23 protein-coding genes are annotated in these 24,147 nt (G+C 48.1%); 14 read left to right on the top strand and 9 right to left on the bottom strand.

Annotation, left to right across the window (positions count from 1 at the left end; translation table 11 throughout):
* The first annotated feature begins 71 nt into the window (after positions 1 to 71).
* The 3 genes from ACYVGO_RS23090 to ACYVGO_RS23080 all read left to right on the top strand — a co-directional run bounded on the left by ACYVGO_RS23090 (position 72) and on the right by ACYVGO_RS23080 (position 3,224).
* The gene (locus tag ACYVGO_RS23090; protein WP_460971281.1) at positions 72 to 869 is read left to right on the top strand and encodes an endonuclease/exonuclease/phosphatase family protein; all 798 of its coding nucleotides are present in this window, start codon (positions 72 to 74) and stop codon (positions 867 to 869) included.
* Between the two features lie 58 nt (positions 870 to 927).
* The gene (gene aac(6'), locus ACYVGO_RS23085; protein ID WP_460971280.1) at positions 928 to 1,365 is read left to right on the top strand and encodes an aminoglycoside 6'-N-acetyltransferase; all 438 of its coding nucleotides are present in this window, start codon (positions 928 to 930) and stop codon (positions 1,363 to 1,365) included.
* Between the two features lie 200 nt (positions 1,366 to 1,565).
* Positions 1,566 to 3,224: a carboxylesterase/lipase family protein gene (locus ACYVGO_RS23080; RefSeq protein WP_460971279.1), complete on the top strand. Its 1,659-nt coding sequence runs from the start codon at positions 1,566 to 1,568 to the stop codon at positions 3,222 to 3,224.
* Between the two features lie 192 nt (positions 3,225 to 3,416).
* Here ACYVGO_RS23080 and ACYVGO_RS23075 read toward each other — a convergent pair whose 3' ends face one another.
* A complete protein-coding gene (locus tag ACYVGO_RS23075) occupies positions 3,417 to 4,202 on the bottom strand; it encodes an SDR family NAD(P)-dependent oxidoreductase (RefSeq protein WP_460971278.1) in 786 nt (261 codons plus the stop codon).
* A 13-nt stretch (positions 4,203 to 4,215) separates the two neighbouring features.
* Complete coding sequence (locus tag ACYVGO_RS23070; RefSeq protein ID WP_460971277.1) at positions 4,216 to 4,656, bottom strand: SRPBCC family protein; 441 nt, start codon at positions 4,654 to 4,656, stop codon at positions 4,216 to 4,218.
* A gap of 179 nt (positions 4,657 to 4,835) precedes the next feature.
* On the opposite strand from ACYVGO_RS23070, the gene ACYVGO_RS23065 reads away from it, so the two are divergent.
* From ACYVGO_RS23065 to ACYVGO_RS23050, 4 genes are all read left to right on the top strand, one after another.
* Entirely contained in the window at positions 4,836 to 5,816 is a 981-nt protein-coding gene (locus tag ACYVGO_RS23065) for a GlxA family transcriptional regulator (RefSeq protein WP_460971276.1), read from the top strand.
* A gap of 162 nt (positions 5,817 to 5,978) precedes the next feature.
* A complete protein-coding gene (locus ACYVGO_RS23060; protein ID WP_460971275.1) occupies positions 5,979 to 6,863 on the top strand; it encodes an NmrA family NAD(P)-binding protein in 885 nt (294 codons plus the stop codon).
* Between the two features lie 75 nt (positions 6,864 to 6,938).
* On the top strand, positions 6,939 to 7,802 hold the full coding sequence (locus tag ACYVGO_RS23055; RefSeq protein ID WP_460971274.1) for an SDR family oxidoreductase: 864 nt from the start codon (positions 6,939 to 6,941) through the stop codon (positions 7,800 to 7,802).
* A gap of 45 nt (positions 7,803 to 7,847) precedes the next feature.
* Positions 7,848 to 8,762: a helix-turn-helix domain-containing protein gene (locus ACYVGO_RS23050; RefSeq protein ID WP_460971273.1), complete on the top strand. Its 915-nt coding sequence runs from the start codon at positions 7,848 to 7,850 to the stop codon at positions 8,760 to 8,762.
* A gap of 108 nt (positions 8,763 to 8,870) precedes the next feature.
* Here the strand turns inward: ACYVGO_RS23050 and ACYVGO_RS23045 are convergent, their stop codons facing one another.
* Together ACYVGO_RS23045 and ACYVGO_RS23040 are read right to left on the bottom strand one after the other, a co-directional pair.
* Positions 8,871 to 9,716 carry an SDR family oxidoreductase gene (locus ACYVGO_RS23045; RefSeq protein WP_460971272.1) on the bottom strand — a complete coding sequence of 282 codons (846 nt, stop codon included), beginning with the start codon at positions 9,714 to 9,716 and terminating at the stop codon, positions 8,871 to 8,873.
* 92 nt (positions 9,717 to 9,808) lie between these two features.
* Positions 9,809 to 10,684: a helix-turn-helix domain-containing protein gene (locus ACYVGO_RS23040; protein ID WP_460971271.1), complete on the bottom strand. Its 876-nt coding sequence runs from the start codon at positions 10,682 to 10,684 to the stop codon at positions 9,809 to 9,811.
* A gap of 183 nt (positions 10,685 to 10,867) precedes the next feature.
* Between ACYVGO_RS23040 and ACYVGO_RS23035 the strand changes: the two genes are divergently transcribed.
* Positions 10,868 to 11,131: a DUF3500 domain-containing protein gene (locus tag ACYVGO_RS23035; protein ID WP_460971443.1), complete on the top strand. Its 264-nt coding sequence runs from the start codon at positions 10,868 to 10,870 to the stop codon at positions 11,129 to 11,131.
* A gap of 236 nt (positions 11,132 to 11,367) precedes the next feature.
* A complete protein-coding gene (locus ACYVGO_RS23030; protein ID WP_460971270.1) occupies positions 11,368 to 11,724 on the top strand; it encodes a T9SS type A sorting domain-containing protein in 357 nt (118 codons plus the stop codon).
* Positions 11,725 to 11,819: 95 nt separating this feature from the next.
* Here the strand turns inward: ACYVGO_RS23030 and ACYVGO_RS23025 are convergent, their stop codons facing one another.
* Positions 11,820 to 12,596 carry an NUDIX hydrolase gene (locus ACYVGO_RS23025; RefSeq protein ID WP_460971269.1) on the bottom strand — a complete coding sequence of 259 codons (777 nt, stop codon included), beginning with the start codon at positions 12,594 to 12,596 and terminating at the stop codon, positions 11,820 to 11,822.
* 128 nt (positions 12,597 to 12,724) lie between these two features.
* Between ACYVGO_RS23025 and ACYVGO_RS23020 the strand changes: the two genes are divergently transcribed.
* From ACYVGO_RS23020 to ACYVGO_RS23000, 5 genes are all read left to right on the top strand, one after another.
* A complete protein-coding gene (locus ACYVGO_RS23020; protein WP_460971268.1) occupies positions 12,725 to 16,498 on the top strand; it encodes a ThuA domain-containing protein in 3,774 nt (1,257 codons plus the stop codon).
* 44 nt (positions 16,499 to 16,542) lie between these two features.
* On the top strand, positions 16,543 to 16,920 hold the full coding sequence (locus ACYVGO_RS23015; protein WP_142771773.1) for a hypothetical protein: 378 nt from the start codon (positions 16,543 to 16,545) through the stop codon (positions 16,918 to 16,920).
* 228 nt (positions 16,921 to 17,148) lie between these two features.
* The gene (locus tag ACYVGO_RS23010) at positions 17,149 to 17,508 is read left to right on the top strand and encodes a T9SS type A sorting domain-containing protein (protein ID WP_460971267.1); all 360 of its coding nucleotides are present in this window, start codon (positions 17,149 to 17,151) and stop codon (positions 17,506 to 17,508) included.
* A 283-nt stretch (positions 17,509 to 17,791) separates the two neighbouring features.
* Complete coding sequence (locus tag ACYVGO_RS23005) at positions 17,792 to 21,130, top strand: glycosyl hydrolase (RefSeq protein ID WP_460971266.1); 3,339 nt, start codon at positions 17,792 to 17,794, stop codon at positions 21,128 to 21,130.
* A 331-nt stretch (positions 21,131 to 21,461) separates the two neighbouring features.
* Positions 21,462 to 22,418, top strand: coding sequence for a phosphatase domain-containing protein (locus ACYVGO_RS23000; RefSeq protein WP_460971265.1), 957 nt, complete (start codon positions 21,462 to 21,464; stop codon positions 22,416 to 22,418).
* A gap of 171 nt (positions 22,419 to 22,589) precedes the next feature.
* Here ACYVGO_RS23000 and ACYVGO_RS22995 read toward each other — a convergent pair whose 3' ends face one another.
* The 4 genes from ACYVGO_RS22995 to ACYVGO_RS22980 are packed head-to-tail and all read right to left on the bottom strand — an operon-like array spanning position 22,590 to position 23,701.
* Positions 22,590 to 22,916 carry a DUF5615 family PIN-like protein gene (locus tag ACYVGO_RS22995; RefSeq protein WP_460971441.1) on the bottom strand — a complete coding sequence of 109 codons (327 nt, stop codon included), beginning with the start codon at positions 22,914 to 22,916 and terminating at the stop codon, positions 22,590 to 22,592.
* An 8-nt stretch (positions 22,917 to 22,924) separates the two neighbouring features.
* Positions 22,925 to 23,152, bottom strand: coding sequence for a DUF433 domain-containing protein (locus ACYVGO_RS22990; protein ID WP_460971264.1), 228 nt, complete (start codon positions 23,150 to 23,152; stop codon positions 22,925 to 22,927).
* A gap of 38 nt (positions 23,153 to 23,190) precedes the next feature.
* Positions 23,191 to 23,433, bottom strand: a complete 243-nt coding sequence (locus ACYVGO_RS22985; RefSeq protein WP_142771778.1) for a hypothetical protein — start codon at positions 23,431 to 23,433, stop codon at positions 23,191 to 23,193.
* Positions 23,434 to 23,437: 4 nt separating this feature from the next.
* Complete coding sequence (locus ACYVGO_RS22980; protein WP_460971440.1) at positions 23,438 to 23,701, bottom strand: DUF6932 family protein; 264 nt, start codon at positions 23,699 to 23,701, stop codon at positions 23,438 to 23,440.
* Positions 23,702 to 24,147: the final 446 nt, after the last annotated feature.

Genomic DNA, 24,147 nt, shown 5'->3' with positions numbered 1-24,147 from the left:
CTGTGTTTAATACCCTTTGCTCAATTACTTAACGAGAAGAACGAAATCAACTTACTCACAACACGATCTGTATGAAAACCCTTATTGGTTTGCTCTTTATCCTCATTGCAAATGGTACCTACGCCAGCGAAGGGCCTTCTGCACAGAAGCTCAAAAAGCTCAGGGTGATGACCTACAACATTCATCATTGTAATCCACCATCGGCCGGAGCTAAAATTGATGTGGAGGCCGTTGCCCGCGTGATCACGAAGGAAAAACCAGATTTCGTGGCCCTACAGGAAGTTGATGTAAATACCGAGCGATCGGGGAAAGGACTCCATCAGGCAAAAGAACTCGCTCGATTAACGGGAATGCATTACTTTTTTTCGAAGGCCATCGACCACCAGGGGGGCGATTATGGCGTGGCGGTCCTGTCCAGATTCCCCATTCTCGACTCAACACGATTGATCCTGCCGATCGACCCGGCCATTGGTGGGGAAACCAGAACGATAGCCGCCATAACCGTAGAGGTATCGAACGGAAAAAAAATCATCTTTGCCAGCACCCATCTCGATTTGAAAGAACCCAACCGACTCACGCAGTCGGAGTTGATCATAAAGCTGTTTAAGGAGTCCGGTCTGCCCGTGATTCTGGGGGGTGATTTTAATGCCCAGCCTGATAGCAAAGTTATTGGCCTGCTGGATCAGAATTTTACCCGAAGTTGTCAGGAGTGCAAGCCCACCATTCCGGTTAAAGAGCCAAATCGTGTGATTGATTTTATCATGTTCAAACCCGATGGTACGTTTAAAAGCCTGTCAACTCACGTGATTGACGAGCAATACGCATCAGACCACCTGCCGGTTGTGGCAGAGTTGCAGGTAAACGAATAGTGAGGCCGTTCCAGGAAGGACCACCCACTGAGAAAAATGACCTAATCAGACCATTGAAATGGAAATTGAACAACTATCAAAAGCCAATCTAACTGACTTGGTTAGACTGGTTCTAGAGCTTTGGACTGACTGTGTGTTTGAGGAGGAATATGATAACTACGAACGAATGTTGATATCGGATACTGAAATTTGTTATCTCATTAAAGAGCAGGAAACATACATCGCCTTTATCCATCTAACCAGTCGCACAGACTATGTTGAAGGCGCAACCGACTATCCAGTTGCGTACATTGAAGCCCTATATGTAAAACCTACGTATCAACAGCTTGGCATTGGTAAAAAATTAGTAAGCGCAGGCGAAAATTGGAGTAGACAAAAAGGGTGTAAGCAACTTGCCTCGGATACTGAATTAACTAATTCAAGTGCTATCGACTTTCATAAGCGTATCGGATTTGATGAGGTAAATCGTATCGTTTGCTTTGTTAAAGAGCTATGATAAAAACGGCTTAGTCAATACTAGCCTGGTTAGAAGCACCTAATGTAGGTGAGTAAAAGGCAGATGCCTCTGTGGTAGTTATCTCTTCTGATAATCAGCAATAAATCTCTCGGTCAGGAATAGTAAAAATGCCCCATTATGTCCCTTTTACGGTAAGCTCATCAGTGAGATTTTCCTTACCTTCTAACAGATAGTCGAAGATGAAACCGTCAAGACGAAATTTTCTACAATCACTCGGAGTTGGCGTGGCCAGTTTGGGTGTAGCTCAGCCAACTACCGCTGCTGGTTTGAAACCGCCTAAAACGGCAAAGCCAGCAGGAGACGACCAGGTTTTATTAGTGGGAGACAAGATCGCCATTGCCAATACGGAATATGGGAAAGTCAGAGGGTTTATTCTTCGGGGTATTCACCAGTTCCTGGGCATACCTTACGGTGCAGATACGTCAGGGAAAAACCGGTTCATGCCTCCCCAAAAACCAACCGCCTGGACCGATATTCGCCCGGCCCTTTGGTGGGGGAACTCCGCGCCCCAGATCATGGAAAAGCGGTACGCTAATGTCTATGCCTCATTTGTTGACCACTGGAACTATGACGACGTATCGGAAGACTGCCTGAAACTGAATGTCTGGACGCCAGCCCCGGATACCCAGAAACGGCCCGTCATCGTCTGGCTGCACGGGGGCGGATTTGTAAATGGGAATGCTATTGAACAGGATGGTTATCACGGCGAGAATATCTCCCGACTGGGTAATGTCGTTTTCTGTTCGATCAACCACCGTCTCGGCTCCCTGGGCTACAGTGATCTGAAAGCGGCTGGTGGCCACGCAGCATCCGGTAATGTAGGCAATCTGGATATGGTGGCAGCCCTCGAATGGGTCAAAAACAATATTGCCAATTTCGGTGGCGATCCAAACAATGTAACGATCATTGGTCAGTCGGGGGGAGGAGCCAAAGTGACTACTCTGATGAATATGCCCTCTGCTAAAGGGCTGTTTCATAAGGCTGTTGCGTTGAGCGGTAGTTCGCTGGCTGGCACCAATAAGGAATACGCCGAAAAATTAGGGCTGAAAGTTATGGAAGAGGCTGGCCTCAAGCCCGGCGAAATCGACAAGCTTCAGCAGATTCCCTGGCGGGAGTACATCGACATCGCCAATAGAGCGGTCGAGAAAATGGCCGACGACGCCAAAAAGATGGGTATCCAGCGGGGAGGCTATTCGCCCGTGGCCGACGGAACGTACCTGAGCCAGGGCACGTTTTTCACGGACCCGAATCACTTCTCGGCCAACATTCCGCTGATGATCTGCTCCACCTTTCATGAGCAAAATCCCGACCGGACAGATGCCTCTCTGGAAAGCATTTCGCTGGAGGGCGTGAAGGAGAAAATCAAGCCGCGTTTTGGCGACAAGACCAGCGACATCGTGGATGCCTACGCAAAGAACTTCCCGAAGGCGCGTCCCATCGAGATTTGGGCCTTAATTGTGTCTAACCGAAAGAATGCCATTGCCACCGCCGATGCGAAAGCGTCGGGGCAAAAGGCACCTGTTTATGTGGCCTGGTTTGGCTGGCAACCCCCGCTGTTCGATGGTCGGATGCGGGCGTTCCACTGCGACGATATCTGCTTCTGGTTCTACAATACCGATCTGATGCTGACCCACACAGGTGGCGGCAAACGACCCCGAGCCTTATCGGAAAAGATGGCAGGTTCCTTCCTGAATTTTGTGAAAACCGGCAACCCAAACGGGGGCGGTTTACCCAACTGGAAACCCTATACCGTTCAAAACGGCGAAACCATGATTCTGGATGATACCTCCGCGCTGGTCAATGATCCCGACCGGGAAGCCCGCAAAGCGTTGACGTAGCCGCTAGAATAGTTGTGTGCTAAACGCAGCGCAGACTACTAGTTAAGAAACCAGCCAGTCTGTTGACCACCGCATTGCAAGAGCGGCAACAGACTGGCTGGCTTAGTATACCACCAAATAACCGGGGCCTGTGAAGCGGATACCTGGAGTCCCAGCCTCAAGTCGCCATTTGTTTTATAGATTCATTCGTGTTCAGCGTTTCACCCAAAATGGCATTCCTTTCTGTAGGCTCGATTCGGTTGCTACGCCATCTCCAGACACGATAAATACGTTCCCGTCTGCTGCTTCAGGCCATTGCCTGGACAAGGCCACAACGGCCTGCGCAACCTCTTCTTTGGTCTGGGCCAACGTCATGCTGGCAACAAATTCGACTTCAGAAATGCCCAGAAAGTCCGCGTATTTGGGTATTACAAGTTCCCCGGTGCCGGTTCCTTTCATTAGGCGCCAGGGGACGAGGGTCAGGAAGCGAAGACCAAGCGCAAGCCGATTTGAGGCTAGCTGGGCGTAGTTTGCCAAAAACATCTGCATTCGTTTGGCTCCCGCATAACCGCCCGAAATGGGGGAGCCCCCAATGCCTGCTCCACTGGAAATGAACAGGATCATAGTCTCTGGCTTGACCGGAGTCGTTAGTGCGTATTGCGTAATCAGAAACGACGCTTTTACATCGGTAGTCCAATTCGTGCTGAAGGTGTCCCAGTCCAGTTCATACACAGGCTGGGTCGGTGGTACTGCGCCTGCTGCCAATACCACCACATCGGGTGACTCTTGAAATACCAGCTCAATTGTAGCCTTATCCGTTGTGTCGGCGTTAAGCGTGCGCACGGTCGGAAAGGTACTCACAAGGTCGGTGAGCGATTGCGGGTTTCTTCCTACTACGAGCACATCGGCGGACTCCTGAACAAGAGCCGCAACGATGGCATGGCCCGTGCCACGGCTACCGCCAATGACCACCACTTTTTTTCCTGTTAAATTTTCCATAAACAATAGGGGGTTATAAACCAGGGGTTCCTTTTCCTTCTGTTAGTAAGCTGAACAGACTTCCTTTGACGTAGTAATCCCAACCTTTGGTGCAGCCAGTATAACATTGCACACTGGGAACCAGTCCGAAATGGGTAAACTGGAGATGGGTTTTGTTGTCGAGGGTAGACAGTTCGAAAGAAATTGTCGTGTTCGTCCATTCGTGTTGTTGTTCCACGAACGTAAGCTTGCTGTCCGTGACGAGCCATGTCACTTTCTGATCCGGAATAAGCTCCACTACTTTTTGAGTAGATACATGGATATCGTCAAAACGCACGGTGAATTCATCATTCAGTTGATGCGAATGGCCTTCCAGATCGTCCGTCCACCAGGCGGTAACGTTGTTAATGTGTTCGAATACGTCGTGTGGTGTTGCATTCAGGGTTAAGGATGCTGTGTAATCCTGTTCGTTCATGGTCGTGTTGTGTTTACAAGGTTGTTTTCGTCGTCAGGTGTCTACTCTCACTAGCTGGTCATCCGGGTTGACGGGCCAAAATTACTGTCTGGTTTTGGTATCGACAGGGTGTTAAATAGACATTCTGGCGGGTTGATTTGGTCAGAATTGCCCTGTACATTTACCCTAAAAAAACAGCCATGAAGCAGGTAGTAATAGTTGTTCCCAAAGAGAGTGTTAACCTGAGTAGCATAACCGGTTCGTTGGAAATACTGACTCAGGCAAATGCGTATTGGCAACTGATCGGCAACAAACCCATGCTTTCTATTCAGATAGCCGGTTTAGAGGAAGAGTTAAAATTGGAGGGCGGTCTCTTTTCGATTCATCCGGTGCCTATTCGGGACATCAGGAAAGCAGATCTGTTGATTATTCCTTCGCTTTCCAGCGATTATGATCGGATACTTAGCGAAAATGCCGAGCTTATTGCCTGGATTAACGAGCAGTATAAACGGGGTGCTGAACTGGCGAGTATTTGCACCGGCGCTTTTTTGGTAGCGGCTACCGGCTTGCTGGAAGGCAAAACCTGTTCTACACATTGGAATGCGGCCGCTGATTTCAGACGGCTTTTTCCCGGTATTCACCTTCAAATCAATAAACTGATTACCGTTGGACCTGGGATCTATACCAATGGAGGTGCTTACTCATTCCTGCATCTGATGCTGTTCCTGATTGAAAAATACTTTGACCGCCAGACGGCTATTTTCTGCTCAAAGGTCTTTCAGATTGATATGGACCGAACATCGCAGTCTCCCTTTTTCATTTTTCAGGCTCAGAAGACCCATGGGGATGAACTGGTGTGCAAGGCACAAAGCTATATTGAGGAAAATTTGAGCGAGCGGATTTCGTTTGAAGAACTGGCCTCGCAACTGGCCATCAGCCGACGAAATTTCGACAGACGGTTTATCAAAGCCACCGGCAATACACCAGTAGAGTATTTGCAGCGTGTAAAAGTGGAAGTAGCCAAAAGCACCCTGGAAAAAGGCCGAAAAACCATTTTCGAAGTTATGAATGACGTGGGCTATTCGGATGACAAAGCGTTCCGGGAGGTTTTTAAGCGGATAACGGGCGTATCGCCATTGGATTACAGAGCCAAGTATACTAAAGAAGCGCTTTGGGCCTAGAGAGACTGATTCATCGGTTTCCAACAGACGTACTTTGGAGATGCTTCTGGATGATAACTCCGCACGGGTTGGGAACAAATCCTTGTTTTGACTACAACAACGATAGATACGATTACATCTGGCTGGTCGTAGCTATGGACCTTTGTAGGAAAAAACAGAACTATGAAAATTGTAGTAACAGGTTCATTAGGACATATCAGCCAGCCACTGGCAATCGAGTTAGTGCAGAAGGGACATGCTGTTACGGTAGTTAGCAGCAAACCCGAAAAGCAAAAGAATATTGAAGCCCTCGGCGCTACGGCCGCTATCGGCTCATTGGATGACGTTGACTTTCTGACGTCTACCTTTACCGGAGCTGATGCCGTGTATGCCATGGTGCCACCCAACTATGCCGAGTCTGATGTGCGGGCTTATTACGGGCGAATAGGTCGCAACTATGCACAAGCCATTGAGCAGGCACGCGTACGGCGTGTGGTTTACCTAAGCAGTTACGGCGCGGATCTGGCTACTGGTACTGGACTTATCCTCGGTGCGCACGACGTAGAAGGGATACTGGGTGAGCTGTCGGAGGTGGTTATTACGTATCTGCGCCCTACGTACTTTTATTACAATCTGTACGCCTTTGTTAACATGATAAAAGGAGCCGGTCATATTGCGGCCAACTATGGTGGCAAGGATAAGCTGATCATGGTTGCCCCAACTGATATTGCGGCTGTTGCTGCGGAAGAGATCGAAACAATGGCGAGCAATCACAGCATACGCTACATAGCCAGTGATGAACGTACGGGTACCGATGTTGCCCGTATTCTGGGAACTGCCATTGGTAAGCCGGATTTGACATGGACTATTATTACGGACGAACAGATGCAAAGCGGGCTGGAAACGAATGGTGTACCCCCGCAATTGGCCGCTGATTTCGTGGATATGTTTGCCAGTGTTCGCAGCGGGGCCTTGTCAAAGGATTATTACCTGCATCCGCCAACAACGCTGGGTAGTGTAAAACTGGTAGATTTTGCCCGTGAGTTTGCGGCTGTTTATAAAAGCTGATTGCCTCTGGCCAAACGCAGGCTACGTCAGATGAATAGCCGTTATTCACACTCTTTCATTCCCAAACGAACAAACATGATTCTTGTAACCGGTGCAACCGGCCATCTCGGCCTGGCCACACTAAATTCCCTTTTGAAAAATAGACCCTCTTCCCAGGTTGCGGCTTTTGTCCGTGATGAGAGCAAAGCCACTGCCTTAATCGAAAGCGGAGTTGCTCTCCGGGTCGGTACATACGATGATACAGCTTCCCTCGATAAGGCTATGCAGGGCGTAGAAAAGGTTTTGCTGATTGCGGGGACGGATGAAAAGAAACGCCTTCAGCAACATAAAAATGTCATAGATGCGGCCCAAAAAGCGGGTGTTTCGTTTATTGCCTATACCAGTCGCACGTTGAAGGATAGACGTACAATGGCCAACCAGTTGATGGAAGGCCATTTCCAGACGGAAGACTACATTATAGCGAGTGGATTGACCTATGCTCTGTTTCGTAATGTGCTGTATATGGATGCCATTCCGCAGTTTGTAGGGCCTACCGTTTTCGATACCGGAATTTATCTGCCAGCTGGTCAGGGAAGAGTCCCCTTTGCCCTTAGAAACGAAATGGGGGAAGCTATGGCGAATGTATTAGCAGCCAACAGCAGCGACAGTAGCGTTTACAAACTCACCGGAAGTGAGGCTTATTCCTTTGCCGATGTTGCGGCTGCATTAACCGATTTATCCGGCAAAAACGTAACCTACACACCGGCTGAGCAATCAGCCTTTGAAACACAGCTGAAAGGACGCGGTGTACCTGATCAAATTATTCAGCGTGTAATCGGGTTTATTACTGATATTAAAAATGGGCAGGAAGATGAGGTGAGCCCTGACCTGGAAAATCTGCTCGGGCGAAAGCCTGCGTCGCTCAAAGAAGGGTTAAAAATGCTCTATCCTCTTTCGTGAAATTGCCAGGTAACACCCCAACAAACGGTCTTTATTCGTAAGCCAATGAAAAATTTACAGCCACTTCGTATTAAAACGATCACTGATTACCATCAACTCAGGAGTTTACCAAAACCAGAGCATCCGTTAATCAGTGTCGTGAATTTTGAAGCGATCAAGCGGCTATCCTGCGATCAGTCGACCAGTATCATTCAGGATTTCTATACCATCGCACTCAAACGAAACTTCAATGGCAAGATGAAGTATGGGCAGCAGGAATACGACTTTGACGAAGGCCTGCTGATCTTTATTGCACCTGGTCAGGTTTTTACCATTGAGGCAGATAATGACTTAACACATACGGGATGGCTGCTACTTATCCATCCCGATTTTTTATGGAATACGCCCTTAGCCAAAAGGATAAAGCAATATGAATACTTCAGCTATTCGGTCCACGAGGCACTGCATCTTTCAGAGAAAGAGGAAACGATTGTTACGGGTATTATACAGAATCTGAACCAGGAATACTGCTCGAACATCGATACATTCAGTCAGGACGTCCTGATTGCTCAGCTTGAGTTATTGCTGACGTACGCTGACCGGTTTTACCATCGTCAGTTCATCACCCGAAAAATTACCAACCACAAACTCCTCAATCGGTTGGAAGATATCCTTACGGACTATTTCAACAGCGATACAGTAGCCCAAAAAGGCTTGCCCACGGTTCAGTACATTGCCGATGCCTTAAACGTATCCCCTAATTATTTGAGCGCTTTGTTAAAGATGCTGACGGGCCAAAGTACCCAGCAGCATATACACGCCAAATTGATTGACAAAGCAAAAGAACGATTGTCCACTACCAATCTTACCGTCAATGAAATTGCCTATGCCCTGGGCTTTGAACATTCGCAGTCGTTCAGCAAATTATTCAAAACAAAAACCAACGTTTCTCCCCTGGAATTCAGGCAGTCGTTTAATTGAGAAGAACGCTGCCCACACTAAATCCCTGCCCGTCTGGACTCTGCAATATAAGCCTGTTTATCCGTTCAGATGGCTATACGAAGCAATTGGTTGATGGAATGCCGTCGGTTACGCGCCTTCATAAGCGAGGGAAGTCGATAGCTCACGGTAGGCGTTGATTTGCTGCTGAAGTACGGTAATCACCTGCTCGGCGGTTCCAATGGCATCGGCACCGGCAATGAAACGTCGTGGTGGCTTTTCCTGATCCGATATCATCAGCAGTGCTTTAGCGAGCTTGGCCGGGTCGCCAGACTGCTGACCATTCGCCCCTTTCCAGAAGTGCATTTGCTGTGTTCTACGCTCGTTGTAGTCTTCTATGGAAGGCTCGGCATAATTCGTTGACTCTTCGGTGAGAAGCTCAGTCCGAAAAAAGCCCGGATTAACAAGGATAGTATCGATACCAAAGAGTTCGACCTCCGCCTGTAATGACTCCATCCATCCCTCAAGGCCGAATTTCGACGCGGCATAGGCGGTACAGAATTCAAACCCTGCAAGACCCGCACTCGATGAGATCGAAATAATCTGCCCCGAATGTTGTTTGCGCATGATTGGCAGAACGGCGCGCGTGACATTCATGGGACCAAATAGACTCGTTGCTAATTGCCGTTCGATTTGCTCTGGCGTCAGTTCCTCGAAGTAACCGGCATAAAAGCTGGCTGCATTATTGACCAGCACATCTATTTTTCCAAACCGCCCGACCGCAGCTTTCACGGCGGCCTCAGCGTCGGCAGGGTTGGTAACGTCCAGCTTCACGATTAGTAGGTCCAACGATTCTTCTCCGATGGCCTGGGCCACTTTATCGGTATTACGGCCTGTAGCGACCACTTGATGGCCACTAGCCAGAGCCGCCTTAGCGATATCAAGACCCATACCACGACCCGCCCCGGTGATGAACCAAACTTTAGTGTTACTCATATCTCTTTTCTTCTTCGTTGTTAAATGACGCTACAAAGTTCTGATGTACGCATTTCTGGTTTTAATGAAAAACAAAGAGAAACGTAAGAATTTCAAAGGGGGATATTCCTTATCGATTTGGGATTCTGTCCTGTCTTCTTTTTGAAAAAGTTATTGAAGTAGGTAGGATAGTCAAAGCCAAGGGCATACGCGATGTCAGCAATGTTCCAATTTGTGTGCTGTAGGAGTGCTTTAGCCTCATTGATAATTCGTTCGGCAATGTGAGCAGTAGTTGGTTTGCCGGTAACTTCCTTTACCGAACTATTCAAATGATTGACGTGTACAGATAAGTGTTTTGCAAAGTCCTGTGCTGTTTTCAACTCTAGTGGCTGGTCGATATTTTCGATCGGAAACTGTCGCTCTAAAAGCTCAAGAAATACGGAGGTGATTCGCACAGCCGCATTTTTATGTTCAGGCTGATTTTCTGACGGTTGCAATTTCAGTGCTTCGTGAATAATCAGGTTGATGTAGTTGCGAATCAGCTCATCTTTAAACACATAGTCGGAATCCTGCTCGGCTACCATCTTGTTGAAAATAATAGCGATGGTATCTTTCTGCTCCTTATGTAACGTTAAAATGGGTGTACCCCCTAATTTAAATAGGGGCGATTGCAGGAGGCTTTCAGAGCGGTCGCTCAGCTTTAAAAAGTCCTCGGTAAACAGACAGGCGTAGCCATCAATGGTTGGGGTAATAATCTCACAGGAGTATGGGATGCGAGGATTGCCAAAAAACAAGATGGGCTCATTTGTCTCAAAGCTCCGGTCAGCATAATGAAATACGTACTTTCCAGACGTCAGGCTGATTTTGTAAAAGTCTTTACGGCTGTAGTTATGCCCACTCGCCTTGTTGTCTACTTCATAGACTTTAAATCCCTTTAGCTTTAGTTCAGTATTAAAATCTGGCGCTTGAATATGTCCCTGATTAATCATAACACAAAATTAAGAAAATCAAAGCTCGTTACTGCATGCTTGGCTATACGCGTTGCCAGAAGTACAATAAGTACCCATCAATAAGTCTGTGGTCGCTTTCGCAACTTTGCCCGGAAATAATAGGCGAAAGGCATGCACAACTGATACGAGAATGGATATGGCAATGAGTACCCTGCAACAAAACTGGGTTTGAAAGTGGGTGCTTTACCTGCTGCTAAACAGAAGCTAGTGCTCAATGCCATCAAGTTATATGTCAACGATCTGGACCCCGCTACAGCCGCTCCAGTTCTGACTAAATATACCGCCGAGTTAGCCGATACTTACATCGCTTACGCAGGTAGTGGCACTATGAGCCAGTCAAATGACTATGTACGAATTGATGGACCAGGTGTCTGGATTGAGTATTCAGGACAACCCAGCCGTGATTTTCCCGGTACCATCCATTAGCACTCTGTCTGGTGCGATCATCGGACGGATTACGGAAGTAAGTAGAGCTAGTTTTCCAGTAGGTGATGGAAGATAGCTGGCAAAAGCGATGGGTGATGACCAAGCATTCGTCACGGAAAAATCCACATTCGTCTACCAGATTTAAACGCTCATCGCCTTTGATTTTCAGAGCCGTATTCTTCATGGCAACTTTGTTTCATCAAAAAAGGAACAAACCACTACTTACTAAAAAAGCCATGAAAAAAGTACTTATTCTGATGTTGGGTCTGGTAGCCAGTACCGCATCGTTCGCTACCGTATCGACTCCTCAAACGGCAGCTGCTCAGACCCGCGTCGTAATGACTCCCGAGCGTAAAATCAAGCTCTACGTTCAACCGCTTCAAGCCAAAGGCCAGGTGGCTATTCTGGATGCCAGTGGCCAGGCCGTTTACACCCAGCATGTAGCCTTAGCAAAAGGACTCAGTGAGCAATTCGATGTATCAAGCCTGGGCACTGGTACCTTTCGGCTGACACTAACAACAGACAACGAAACGGTCGTTAAAACATTTGTGGTGCAGGCCAATCCCAATGAGAGTTTTGTGGTGCAGGACTAAGTTTATTGTTATTATTGGTCATTGCTTGTCATTCGTAGTCATTGGTTGTACTAGTTCATCAATGAATGACAAGCGACTAGTAAATGACAACAAACTTAATACGTATGCACGATTCCCTGCTTCAACGCATCCTCATAGGCTTCCTTCTCAAACTGATATAGATAAGGAGACCTATGGGGGCCAATTGACCGCTGTTCGTTTAGTTTTTTGATCATGCCAAGCGCTACGAGTTTTTTAGAAAAATTACGCTGATCGAGCTCTTTGCCTAAAATCGTTTCGTATAGCGAGTGGATTTCCGGTAACGTGAATTTTTCGGGTAACAGATTATACCCGATCGGCTGATGATAGATCTGAAGCCGGAGGGTTACCAGGGCTTTTTCTACGGCCTCGTTATGATCGAATAGTAGCCTGGGAATGGCGTTCACATCCCACCATTCGTAATCTTCGGTGAAAAAGTCCGTTCTGACATTCACCTTCGAATAATCCACCAGAGCAAAATAGCCAATGGATAAGGTCCGTTCAAACAGCCAGTTATCATCATCAACGTCGAGGCCGTATTTTTCTTTAAACTCCCCGACACTTCGCTCCTGAAGCCGATAGGGTGAATCGCCAAAAATGTGAAACTGCTGAAGAAATAGGTCTTCCAAACCCGTTCGCTCTTGTAAGATACGATGGGCGGCCTCGCTTAGGGGTTCTCTTCGCTTAATAAAACCACCCGGCAATCCCCAACCATTCTGCCCTTTCCACTTGAGGAGTAAAATCTTTAGCTGCTGATCGTGGTAGCCAAAAATGACCGGGTCGATGCTGAGGTGAGGCAGGTACTGCTGATGGCCGTTCTTTATAAAGTCGAGTACGTCTTCTTCTGAGTTCATAGATCAAATATAAAAAAAACTATTCCGTACGTCTTACGAATTAGATAAAAGTGCCTTATCTTTATTCCGTAAAATTTACGTTATTGATTTTAATTCAATTTTTTCGCTAAATAGTCTAGCCTATTTTGATGGTACAGTTTATCCCTAATTCCCTGCGCTGGTTGGTCGGAACGGCCTTAGTTGGCTTGGCGTCCATTGGACTTTGGTCCTACGTGGGTGCCAATGAGCCACCCCGCATACTGGTGTTTAGCAAAACAGCCGCCTTTCGGCATGCCTCTATCGGGGCTGGTCAAAAGGCCCTCTTTCAACTGGGTAGAGAGAAGGGGTTCTCCGTTGATACCACGGAGAATGCCGCTCGCTTTACCGAGGAAAACCTGAAACGTTACCGGGCGGTCGTGTTTTTGAGTACCACCGGCGACGTACTCAATGCCGCACAGCAAAATGCCTTTGAACGCTACATTCAGGCTGGCGGAGGCTATGTAGGCATTCATGCCGCTACGGATACCGAATACGACTGGCCCTGGTATAATAAACTGGCGGGTGCCTGGTTTTCCAACCATCCCATGCCCAACAATGTACAGAAAGGAACCTTTGTGGTGGCTGATAAAAACAACCCGGCAACGAGTTTTTTGCCGGAACGCTGGGAGCGTGAAGATGAATTCTATTCCTTCAAAAACATCAGCCCTGCCTTGCATGTTCTCCTGACCATCGACGAAAAAACCTATCAGGGCGGCACCAACGGCGACAATCACCCCATGGCCTGGTACCAGGAGTTTGAGGGAGGTCGTTCATTCTACACCGCAGGCGGGCACACGGATGCAACCTTCTCGGAACCGCTGTTTTTGCGGCACCTGGGAGCCGGGTTACACTACGTAATGGGGGGCGATTCACCTAAGCCACTAGATTACACAAAGGCAAAAACGAAACGACTACCCGAAGAAAACCGGTTCTCAAAAGTTGTGCTGGCCGAAAAACTCGACGAGCCCATGGAACTGGCCGTACTGCCGGATAGCCGCGTGCTGGTGGTTGAACGGAAGGGCAATGTTAAACTCTTCAACCCATCAACCGGTAAGCTGAAAGTTATTAACCACATTCCGGTGAATACCAAAGTTACCAACAAGAAAGGGGAAGTAGGAGAGGACGAAGGTGGTCTGCTGGGAATAGCCAAAGACCCGCATTTTACCCAAAATCACTGGATTTATCTGTATTACTCGCCCGAAGGTAAAGAGGCAAAGAATAGTGTGGTTCGTTACGAATTTATCGGCGATGAACTGGTAATGAGTTCCAAAAAAGCCATCCTGGATGTAGCTACCCAACGCGAAATCAGTGGCCATGCCGGGGGCTCGATGACCTTCGATAATCACGGAAATTTATACATCTCGACCGGTGATAATATAAACCCGCAGGAATCCAATGGGTTCAGCCCGTCCGATGAGCGCCCGGGCCGGGAACCCTTCGATGCCCAGATGACCTCGGCCAACACCAATGACCTGCGTGGTAAAGTCCTGCGTATTCACCCTGAAGCTGATGGTTCTTATACAATCCCAGAAGGGAATCTGTTTCCTAAAGGAACTGCCAAAACCCGTCCTGAAATTTACACGATGGGCCACCGGAATCCGTTCCGGATTTCGGTAGATCCAAAAACTGGTTATATGTACTGGGGAGACATTGGTCCCGACGCGGCCTCTGCGAAGGATGAACGCGGACCCGCCGGACAGGATGAAGTAGGACAGGCCAGGAAAGCGGGTAATTATGGCTGGCCTTATTTCGTGGGCGATAACAAAGCGTATCATCAGTATGACTTTGCCACCGGTCAGTCGGGGCCGTTATACGATCCGGCACAACCGGTCAACAAATCAGTCAATAACACAGGACTAAACCAGTTGCCGCCCGCTCAGAAAGCCTTTATCTGGTATCCATACGCCGAATCGAAGGAGTTTCCGCTGGTGGGTTCGGGTGGTCGCTCGGCTATGGCTGGGCCCGTGTATTATAAGGATCAGTTTGCGCAGGCCAAGCGCCCTTTCCCGGATTATTACGATGGTAAACTTCTCATCTATGAATGGATGCGGGGCTGGCTGATGGCTGTTACAATGGACGCGAATGGCAATTATGCCTCCATGGAGCGGGTGATGCCCAGCTATAAATTCTCGAACCCCATGGACATGGAGTTTGGCCCGGAAGGTGATTTGTATATGCTGGAATATGGCAGTGGCTGGTTCACCCAAAATGACGATGCCCGACTGGTACGTATTGAGTACAACGGTGGCAACCGCAAGCCTCAGGTTCAGGTAGCCACCTCCAAAAAAGGCGGATCAATTCCTTTTAAAGCTCAACTTTCGTCGGCTGGTACGAAGGATTTTGACAATGATGCCCTGACGTATGTTTGGACGATTAACCCTAAAGCCGGAGGTGCTACCCGAACCTTCAAAGAAGCGAACCCGACCGTTTCCTTCGATAAGCCTGGAATTTACAAAGCCACGCTGACCGTAACCGATGGTAAAGGAGGCAGCAGCAATCGGACGATCGAGATTATGGCTGGGAATGAGGAGCCCGTATTGACGTTCGAAACCAAAAACAGTAACCAGACCTTTTTCTTTCCCGGTCAGCCGTTTGCCTATGACGTGAAGGTTCAGGATAAGGAAGATGGTAGCCTGACCAATGGAAAGATTAAACCGAACGAAGTGGCTGTCAATATCGATTATCTGGCTGAAGGCTACGATCTGGCGGCTATTGCTCAGGGGCACCGTAGCGCCGATGCGACCGCTCAGGTAGGCAAAGGACTTACGCTGATTGAGGCCAATGACTGCAAAGCCTGCCATAGCATCGAGAAAAAATCGGTAGGGCCTGCTTATCAGCAGGTGGCTCTTAAATACAAAGGCGATGCCGGTGCAGCCGAACGCTTAGCGAAAAAGGTTATTTCGGGCGGAAGCGGTGCCTGGGGTGAAGTGGCCATGAGCGCCCACCCTCAGTTATCATCGACCGATGCGCAGGAAATGGTTGGCTATATTCTGAGTCTGGCCGAAAAGAAACAGGCAGCGCCATCGCTACCGGTTAAGGGCAGCTATACTATGAACCTGCCCAAGGGCGACAAAGGTGAAGGCCGATATCTGGTTCGGGCCGCGTATACCGATAAGGGTAACCAGGGTATTCCGCCAATTACAGCCGAAAAAACACTGTTACTACGGAGTGCCAAGATGCCAGCCGCAAAAGCGGAGAAGACGGATGGTGTGATGAAGTACGGTACCATTATTATTGCCTCGGTGAAAGGGGGTAATATTGGGTTCAGCAACATAGACCTGACAGGCATTGAGCAGCTTAAGTTTACCGCTTCGGCCCCAAAATCCCAGTTAAATGCAGCCGGTGGAATAATCGAAGTCCGACTGGATGAACCAACGGGCAAACTAATTGGCCAAACCGACTTTATTGGGCCTGCCGATGGTGCCAGTTTAACCAATATGCCACCGCCAGTAGTGGCTAAACTATCGGGCGCAACGGGTGTGCATGACGTGTATCTGGTCTTTAAAAATGATAAAGCTCCCGCTGGTCAGGCCTTGTTCGTCCTGATGGATCTGGAATTTCAGACGAGTCAGTCAGCGAGTGCAAGTCTTAATCCAGCCCCGGCTCAGGCTACTTCAGGAAGCCCATCGGCGCAGGATCTGAATGACTATGCGGGCAAGTATAAGATGACTGGTCTTCCGTTTGAGTACATTGACATTATGGCTAAAGACGGTAAACTATTTATAAAGGCAGGTACTAACGAAGGAGAACTCACACCCGGCACGGAAGCCGATGAGTTTAAAGGAGGCAGTAATACTGTGCTCACCTTCGGCCGGGATACCGACAAAAAGGTCACGTCAATCACGCTCAACGCGCAGGGGATGACCTTTAAAGGGAGTAAGTAATCCGCGTTACAACTAAAAATTTCACGTTTAAACCAATTCTAACAATGAAAAAAGTAAGTCTGTTTCTGTTCATTTTTCTTCTGGGTGTTTGTGTCAAAGGGTTTTCTCAGGCAACGCCACCAACTGACTTTTTTGCTGGCAAATGGGAAATCACCATTATGGGTACACCCGAAGGTGACGCCAAAATGGTGACTGAACTGATCCGGAAAGACGGTAAACTGACGGGTGAACTGAAAGATCCATCGGGGACAAGACCCGTTACGCCAATCACTAAAATTGTGGAAGAGGGCACTAAACTGACCATCTATTTCGACACGGCGCAGGCTGGAGAAATTCCGGTTGAACTGACCAAAGTGGATGATGACCATTTGAAAGGCTCGCTGATGAATATGTTTGAGTCTACCGCTCTGCGGGTCAAGTAATTTATTGACAGACGGCTGTGTAGTTTGTCAGACACGTAGGGGGCGGTTGTTTTGACCGCCCCTACGTTAGTTCCGGATTTTACTGTAGGGGTTAGTCACTCATCACGGAAAAATCCACATTCAGCGATCTAATTCGCGTACTCATCACCTTTGATTTTCAGAGAAGTAGCATTCATGGCAACTTTGTTTCATCAAAAAAGGAACAAACCACTACTTACTAAAAAAGCCATGAAAAAAGTACTTATTCTGATGTTGGGTCTGGTAGCCAGTACCGCGTCGTTCGCCAATGTATCAACTCCACAAACCTCTGCTTCCGGCACACGGGTAGTGATGACGGCCGATCATAAAATCAGGCTCTACGTACCAGCTAATCCAACCAAAGGCCAACTGGCTATTCTGGATGCCAATGGCCAGGCCGTCTATACTACAACGGTAGCGCTTCAAAAAGGGTTGAGCCAGCAATTCGATGTGTCGGGCTTAGGCACGGGCACTTACCGACTGACGCTGACAACAGACCAGGAAACGGTCATAAAGACATTTGTGGTGCAGGCTAATCCCAATGAAAGCTTTGTGGTTCAGGAATCGTAATCGTATTGCTAACGAACGGGAAGCACATTGAGAATCCGCCATCAATCACGAATCCGACGAGCCAATTCAGAATGGTTTGTCGGATTTTTAGGTATGAGTCAATTCATTAAACGAGGAATGGTACGGGGTTCAAATTCGGCTGGCATACTGATACAAAGGCCACACCAATAACGCTTAGCGTTTAGGTAATTTCTGCGGTAAAGAGAACAAGTAATAATGAGCTAGTATGGGCTTCTTTGGGAGCTAAACGAGTCAATCCTAAACACCTACGACTACTTTCATCATGAAGAAGATCACCTTTCTGGCCTGGCTGCTACCGGCGTTAGCGTTTGCGCAGCCTTCGCCCCTTCAAAAGGGCTTTCAGGTCCCCCCTAATTCGGCCAAGCCCCGCGTGTGGTGGCACTGGATGAACGGCAACATCACTAAAGAGGGTATTACCAAAGACCTTGAATGGATGAACCGCGTTGGCATTGGCGGGTTTCAAAACTTCGACGCCAGCCTGTTTACGCCAGCCGTGACGCCCAAAAAGCTGGTGTTCATGACCCCCGACTGGAAAGATGCCTTTAAACACACCACTGATCTGGCTGAAAAGCTTGGCCTTGAAATGGCCATTGCCGGTTCGCCGGGCTGGAGCGTAACGGGTGGTCCCTGGGTGCCCGCCAGCGATGCCATGAAAAAGTACGTCTGGTCTGAAACACGGATAACAGGTGGTCAGGCCTTCTCGGGTAAACTGCCCCAGCCGCCAACCACAACAGGCAAATTCCAGAATGTGGCGCTAGCTCCCGATATGCTCAGCCAATCAGCAGGTAAGTTGTCAGAATACTATGCTGATGCCGCCGTAATTGCTTATCGCTTGCCAGCCTCTGAGAAACCTGTGGCGTCACTGAATCCGAAAATTACATCGAGTGGCGGTGCGTTCAGCCTGGCCGAATTGACCGACGGTGACCTGGCTACGGCTAAATTACTTCCACCCATGGAAGTTGGGCAGGATATGTGGCTGCAATACGAATTTGAGAGCCCACAAACGATTAAGGCGTTTACTATTGTAGGCTCTGCTGCAGCCGGTGAACTGGCTGAATTCAGAGGCATGCCCGACAACCGGATGCTGAAGGTGAGCGATGATGGAGTCAACTTTCGGGATGTTGTCATTATCCGGGGCAGTACAATTCCTCAAAGCACCATGGGAATCCTGCCTACCACGGCCAAATACTTCCGGTTTACATTTAAAACCGAGAAGCCCGAAGGGAATGGGTTTGCGGCCATGATGGGCGGTAGTGCTGAACCCGGCAAACCGCAGGGCGTACCCGTAGCTGAACTAGTATTGCACAATACCGACCGCATAGATTTATTCGAGCAAAAAGCGGGCTTCAGCCCCTGGAAAGAAAGTACTCACTCACTGGTAAAACCCGGAGCGGATGCCATTCCTACGCAGGATGTAGTGGATTTGACGTCGAAAATGGGCGCTGACGGTACGTTGAACTGGACCGCCCCCGCCGGTAACTGGATTGTGATGCGACTAGGCTATTCGATTACGGGTCGGAAAAACCACCCTGCTTCGCCCGAAGCTACAGGGCTGGAAGTTGATAAGCTCGATAAAGTGGCTGTCAGAAAATACATCGACACCTATCTGGACATGTACAAAGATGCCACCGGAGGCCAAATGGGTGCCAAGGGGCTTCAATATATGGTTCTGGATAGCTACGAAGCGGGTCATATGACCTGGACCAAGGCCATGCCCGACGAGTTCCAGAAACGACGCGGTTATGACATCAAGCCCTGGCTTCCAGTGCTGACGGGCCGTGTTGTGAAGAGCGCTGAAGACAGTGAGAAATTTCTATGGGATTTTCGCAAGACCATTGGCGAACTGATCGTCGAAAATCATTATGAAGTAATCGGCGATGCACTGTACGCACGGGGTATGAAACGCTACACCGAGTCGCATGAAAACGGCCGAATTTATTTAGCCGACGGCATGGACGTGAAGCGCAAGGCCGATATTCCCATGTCGGCCATGTGGACGCCGGGTAGCCTGGCTGGTGGTGCCAACGAGGAAGTTCGCAGCGAAGCCGACATTCGGGAAGCCGCTTCGGTGGCGCACATCTATGGGCAGAACCTGGTAGCGGCTGAGTCGATGACATCCATTCAAAATGCGTTTAGCTGGCATCCCGAGAAACTAAAACGCACCGCCGATCTGGAAATGGCGTCGGGTCTGAATCGTTTTGTGGTACATACGTCGGTACACCAGCCGCTGGACGATAAGAAGCCCGGCTTTTCGCTCGGGCCCTTTGGTCAGTACTTTACCCGGCAGGAAACCTGGGCTGAACAGGCCAGCGCCTGGACGGGCTACCTGGGCCGAAGCTGCTTTTTACTACAACAGGGCAAACCCGTTGTCGATGTACTGTATTACTATGGCGAGAACAACAACATTACACAGGCGTTTGCCCAAAAATTACCTGCCATCCCGGCTGGTTATGAGTTTGACTTTGCCAATTCCACCGTTGTAAAGAGTGCCCTGCGCATAGAAGGAGGAAAGATTATAACGCCAAGTGGGCAGCAATACCGTTTGTTCGTGCTGGATTCATCGGCGAGAACAATGACCCTGCCTGTTCTGAAAAAACTGGCCGAGCTGGTTAAGTCTGGTATGAAAGTGGCTGGTGTTAAACCCGAACGCTCGCCCAGCCTGACCGACAATGCATCGGAGTTTACGTCGCTGGTGAACCAGATCTGGAGCAACCCGAACGTATCGACCAAGCCCGTGGAGACTGTATTACAGGGCATGAGTATCCCGAAAGATGTAGACATATCCGGCGCGAAAGCAAAGATACTGTACGTACACCGCCAAACCACCGACCGCGACGGCGGACCGTCGGATCTTTACTGGCTTGACAACCGCAGCGAAAACCCAAATGAAGCTACGATTAGCTTCCGGGTAACAGGTAAAGTGCCGGAGTTATGGAACCCTGAAACGGGCAAAACGGAAACGGTATCGTATCAGATCAAAGACAGACGAACGACTATACCGCTCAAGTTTGAGTCGTGGGGGGCTTACTTTATCGTCTTCCGTAACAAGGCAACGGTCGCTTCGTACACCAAACTTGTCGTTACAGAATCACCTGTAGCCAGTGTAGCTGGTGCCTGGAAGGTTAATTTTCAGGAGGGACGAGGTGCCCCTCAACAGACCACGTTGAACACACTTGGGTCATTGACCGACAATGCCGACCCAGGTATTAAATACTTCTCCGGTACAGCCGCTTACGACAACACGTTTGAGGTCCCTAAGGTGACTAAAAATGCGTCCTACATTCTTGATCTGGGCGAGGTGAAGAATATCGCTGAGGTGATCATCAATGGTAAAAAAGTGGGTACTGTCTGGAAGAAGCCCTTCCGTATCGACATCACGGAGGCTTTGAAAGCAGGCAACAACACGGTTCAGGTGAAGGTCACGAACCTGTGGGTCAATCGCCTGATTGGGGATGCCCAGCCCGGTGTAATCAATAAAATTACGTTCACCACTATGCCGTTCTATAGGGCAGACTCGTCTTTACTGCCATCGGGTCTGCTAGGACCCGTTCGCGTGCTGGAAGCGACGCCAGCTACCGTAACGGCGCAGGTAAAACGATAAGTGGATGCTTACGTAGTCAACTAAAATTAATAACCACAGAGGCACAGAGAGCACAACGTTTTAATAAGACGATAAAAACTCTGTGCTCTCTGTGCCTCTGTGGTTAAAAAATTGTTTGCATCATACCAATTGAACAGAAGGCTGTTGAGTCGAATATATTCAACAGTCTTCTGTGTTAAAGAATAAGAAGCAGGCTAACCGGAAAAAGTACAAATTGCATCATCTACTCTGAGAACGGTATGGTAACCCGTTTTTCAGGGTAGATGATGCTTGTTTATAGGCGAGTCTCAGTTTATGAATACGTTTGTAAATGGCTGAAAAGGAATAACACATGAAAAAAGTTCTCATCTTGGTTGGTCTGAGTGGAAGCGGCAAAACAACCTTTGCCCGCCAATTCTGCACCGAAAACCCGAACTGGTTACGCGTAAACAGGGATGACCTTCGCCGAAGTCTATTGTCTGTTGCACTCGACGAATACTGGCAAACCTGGCCTGAGCGCGAAAAAGACCGGATTGAAAACCTCGTTAATGAGCTACAGAAAACGGCGATCCTGGACGGTTTGGCACGGGGCTGGCATATATTGATCGACAATACAAACCTGAAACTGAGTTACATCAATCAATTCCGAAAATTGCTCGCCAGCCATTTCGATGAAGTTGAAATCCAGTACCGACTAATGGAAACGTCTATAGACGAATGCATCCAGCGCGACCAGAACCGATTTGGCGTAGTAGGAGAGGCTGTCATTCGCAAACAGGCAGAACGACTTGTAGCCCTGAAACGAAATTTCAAATTCCAGACCGAAGTTCTGACGCGAGATCCTGTTTTTCAACGGCTTCAGGACGAGTCTTTACCCCGTTGCGTATTGGTGGATATTGATGGCACAGTAGCTACCATGAGAGACCGAATCCACAGCGGTCGCTATCCCTTTGACTGGCATCGCGTAGGGGAGGATCTACCCAAATGGCCGATTATAAACTTAGTGAAAGCCTTGCGGGCATCGGGGTATACGATTGTATTCTTTTCGGGCCGGGATGCTGTTTGTCGCACTGAAACAATGGCGTGGATTAATCAATATTTTGGCTGGCAGTTTCCTGACTACGAGTTATTTATGCGCCCCCAGGGCAACAATAGCAAAGACTCCGTCGTCAAATATGAACTGTTTGAACAGCACATCTTGAGCCGTTACTACGTCGAACTTGTGGTAGATGACCGCCAGCAAGTAGTGGATATGTGGCGACGTCAGTTGGGTTTAACTTGTGTGCAGGTGAATTATGGGGATTTTTAGGAGACTAAGTAATTTGTAATCAACTAGTTATCTTGCCTAGCTCGAACTTTTGACATAACCTGCGTTGCTTTCTCGATTTTTTCTGAGAATAAGGATGGAGATCTGGATGCTCTTTCAGACTGTCATCGATCTGTAAAATGGGTCGAGCGGTATAAAGAAAGGACATTACTGTTAAAATAACTCCACTAGACCATATTCGTCGGACTCGTTCAATTTTTGAAGATCATCAACATGCTTTTGCAGGGTGTCCAGGACACTGGCTGACGACTGATTGCCCATTCGTAATAAAATAACTTTCGGAGGAAAGCCATACGTATTGGCCAGATTGTAGTAGTTGTCATCATTCGTGACGATGGTTCGGTTGTTGATCCGTGCCCATTGCCAGATTGCTATATCTTCAGCAGGGATTGGCAGACCTATTCGGGTAACGTGTAAACAATCGGGGAATATACCCGCTAATTTCTTTACTAATCGATAAGACAGGTTAGCGTCAAGCAGGATTTGTATTAGGCAGCTATCAAACGGGTACGGCGCTCGCTATCAGCGGCAAAGGCTAGTGCTGCCCGAATGTGATCGAGTGTTAATTCTGGGAAGTCGTCCAGAATCTCGTCATTCGTCATGCCCGACGCTAGCCAGCCTAGGATATCCTGCACAGTGATACGAGTACCTTTGATACAGGGTTTGCCGAAACGAATTTCGGGATTCAAACTAATATACTCCTGATAATTAAGCATACCCAAAGATAGAAAATTCTACCGTTATCAATCTGGTATTAAGCGGCTTGTTCGGTAAAGTGTAACTCCGCCCGGATTTTGCCTTTGGCTTCAAGAAGGTGGGATAAAGTCGCCAAATTAGCTTCACGCAAATCAATATATTGTTGCACATAAGACCCAGAATCGCCAATTGAGCGGTGACGATTAATAATGTCGCTGTCTCGTTCAATCAATGTCAACAGTCGTGCTATAGCTCCAGCCCTTAGTTCAGTATCCTCCAGAATTTGCTCTAATTCATTCATGAGTTTAAAAATTAAGTTGAACTATTCCTTTTTTTCGTCCTGCCAAACTAGTGCCAAAATCCTGTAGCCAACGCAGTCGATCAGATTCGTACCAATTACGCTGTCGATGATCTTCTGGATAAACCTGCACAAAATAACCATTTATAAGTTTATTGGGCAGAAAGCGCTGCTGCCGAAAAAAAGCAGCTTGTTCTTCATGACGTGTGTAACAATCAGCATCAAGAAAAATAATGAAATCAATATCGGATGGGTTTGTTTTTCGAGTTATAAACTACCGTCAACCCAGACAAAAAACTCTTCATTTGTGGTTATTCTGAGATTGGTTACATGCATTAGAAATGAGTTAAACAACAGACTTCTTCTCTCCGAATCAGGAAACGCTGTCACAAACGCTTGTTTAAACTCTACCATAGTGAGCGTAATGACGGTAAGGTTGCAGATTTCCATGAACATCAAATTCGATAGAGGGCATAAAAATAGTTTGAAACACAACAGTCAAGTATCTATTTAAAGATAGCAAAACTTATGGCCGATGTACCAATAAGCCATCTTTAGTTTCATTAACCCAGTTTCTGGCAAACTAAATCTATTTTCGCCCCATCTTTGTTATCTGAATAGAATCATAATTCATGCTAAACTGAGCGTTGAGAAAACCACTGTCATTAGGGCAATTCGCTCAGTCGCTCCGGTCCGGCGTTCCGGTTCGCTCTTTCA

It is taken from the genome of Spirosoma migulaei, assembly GCF_054776855.1.
Note: the sequence above shows the minus strand (reverse complement) of the source record. Positions and strands in the feature narration are given on the sequence as shown.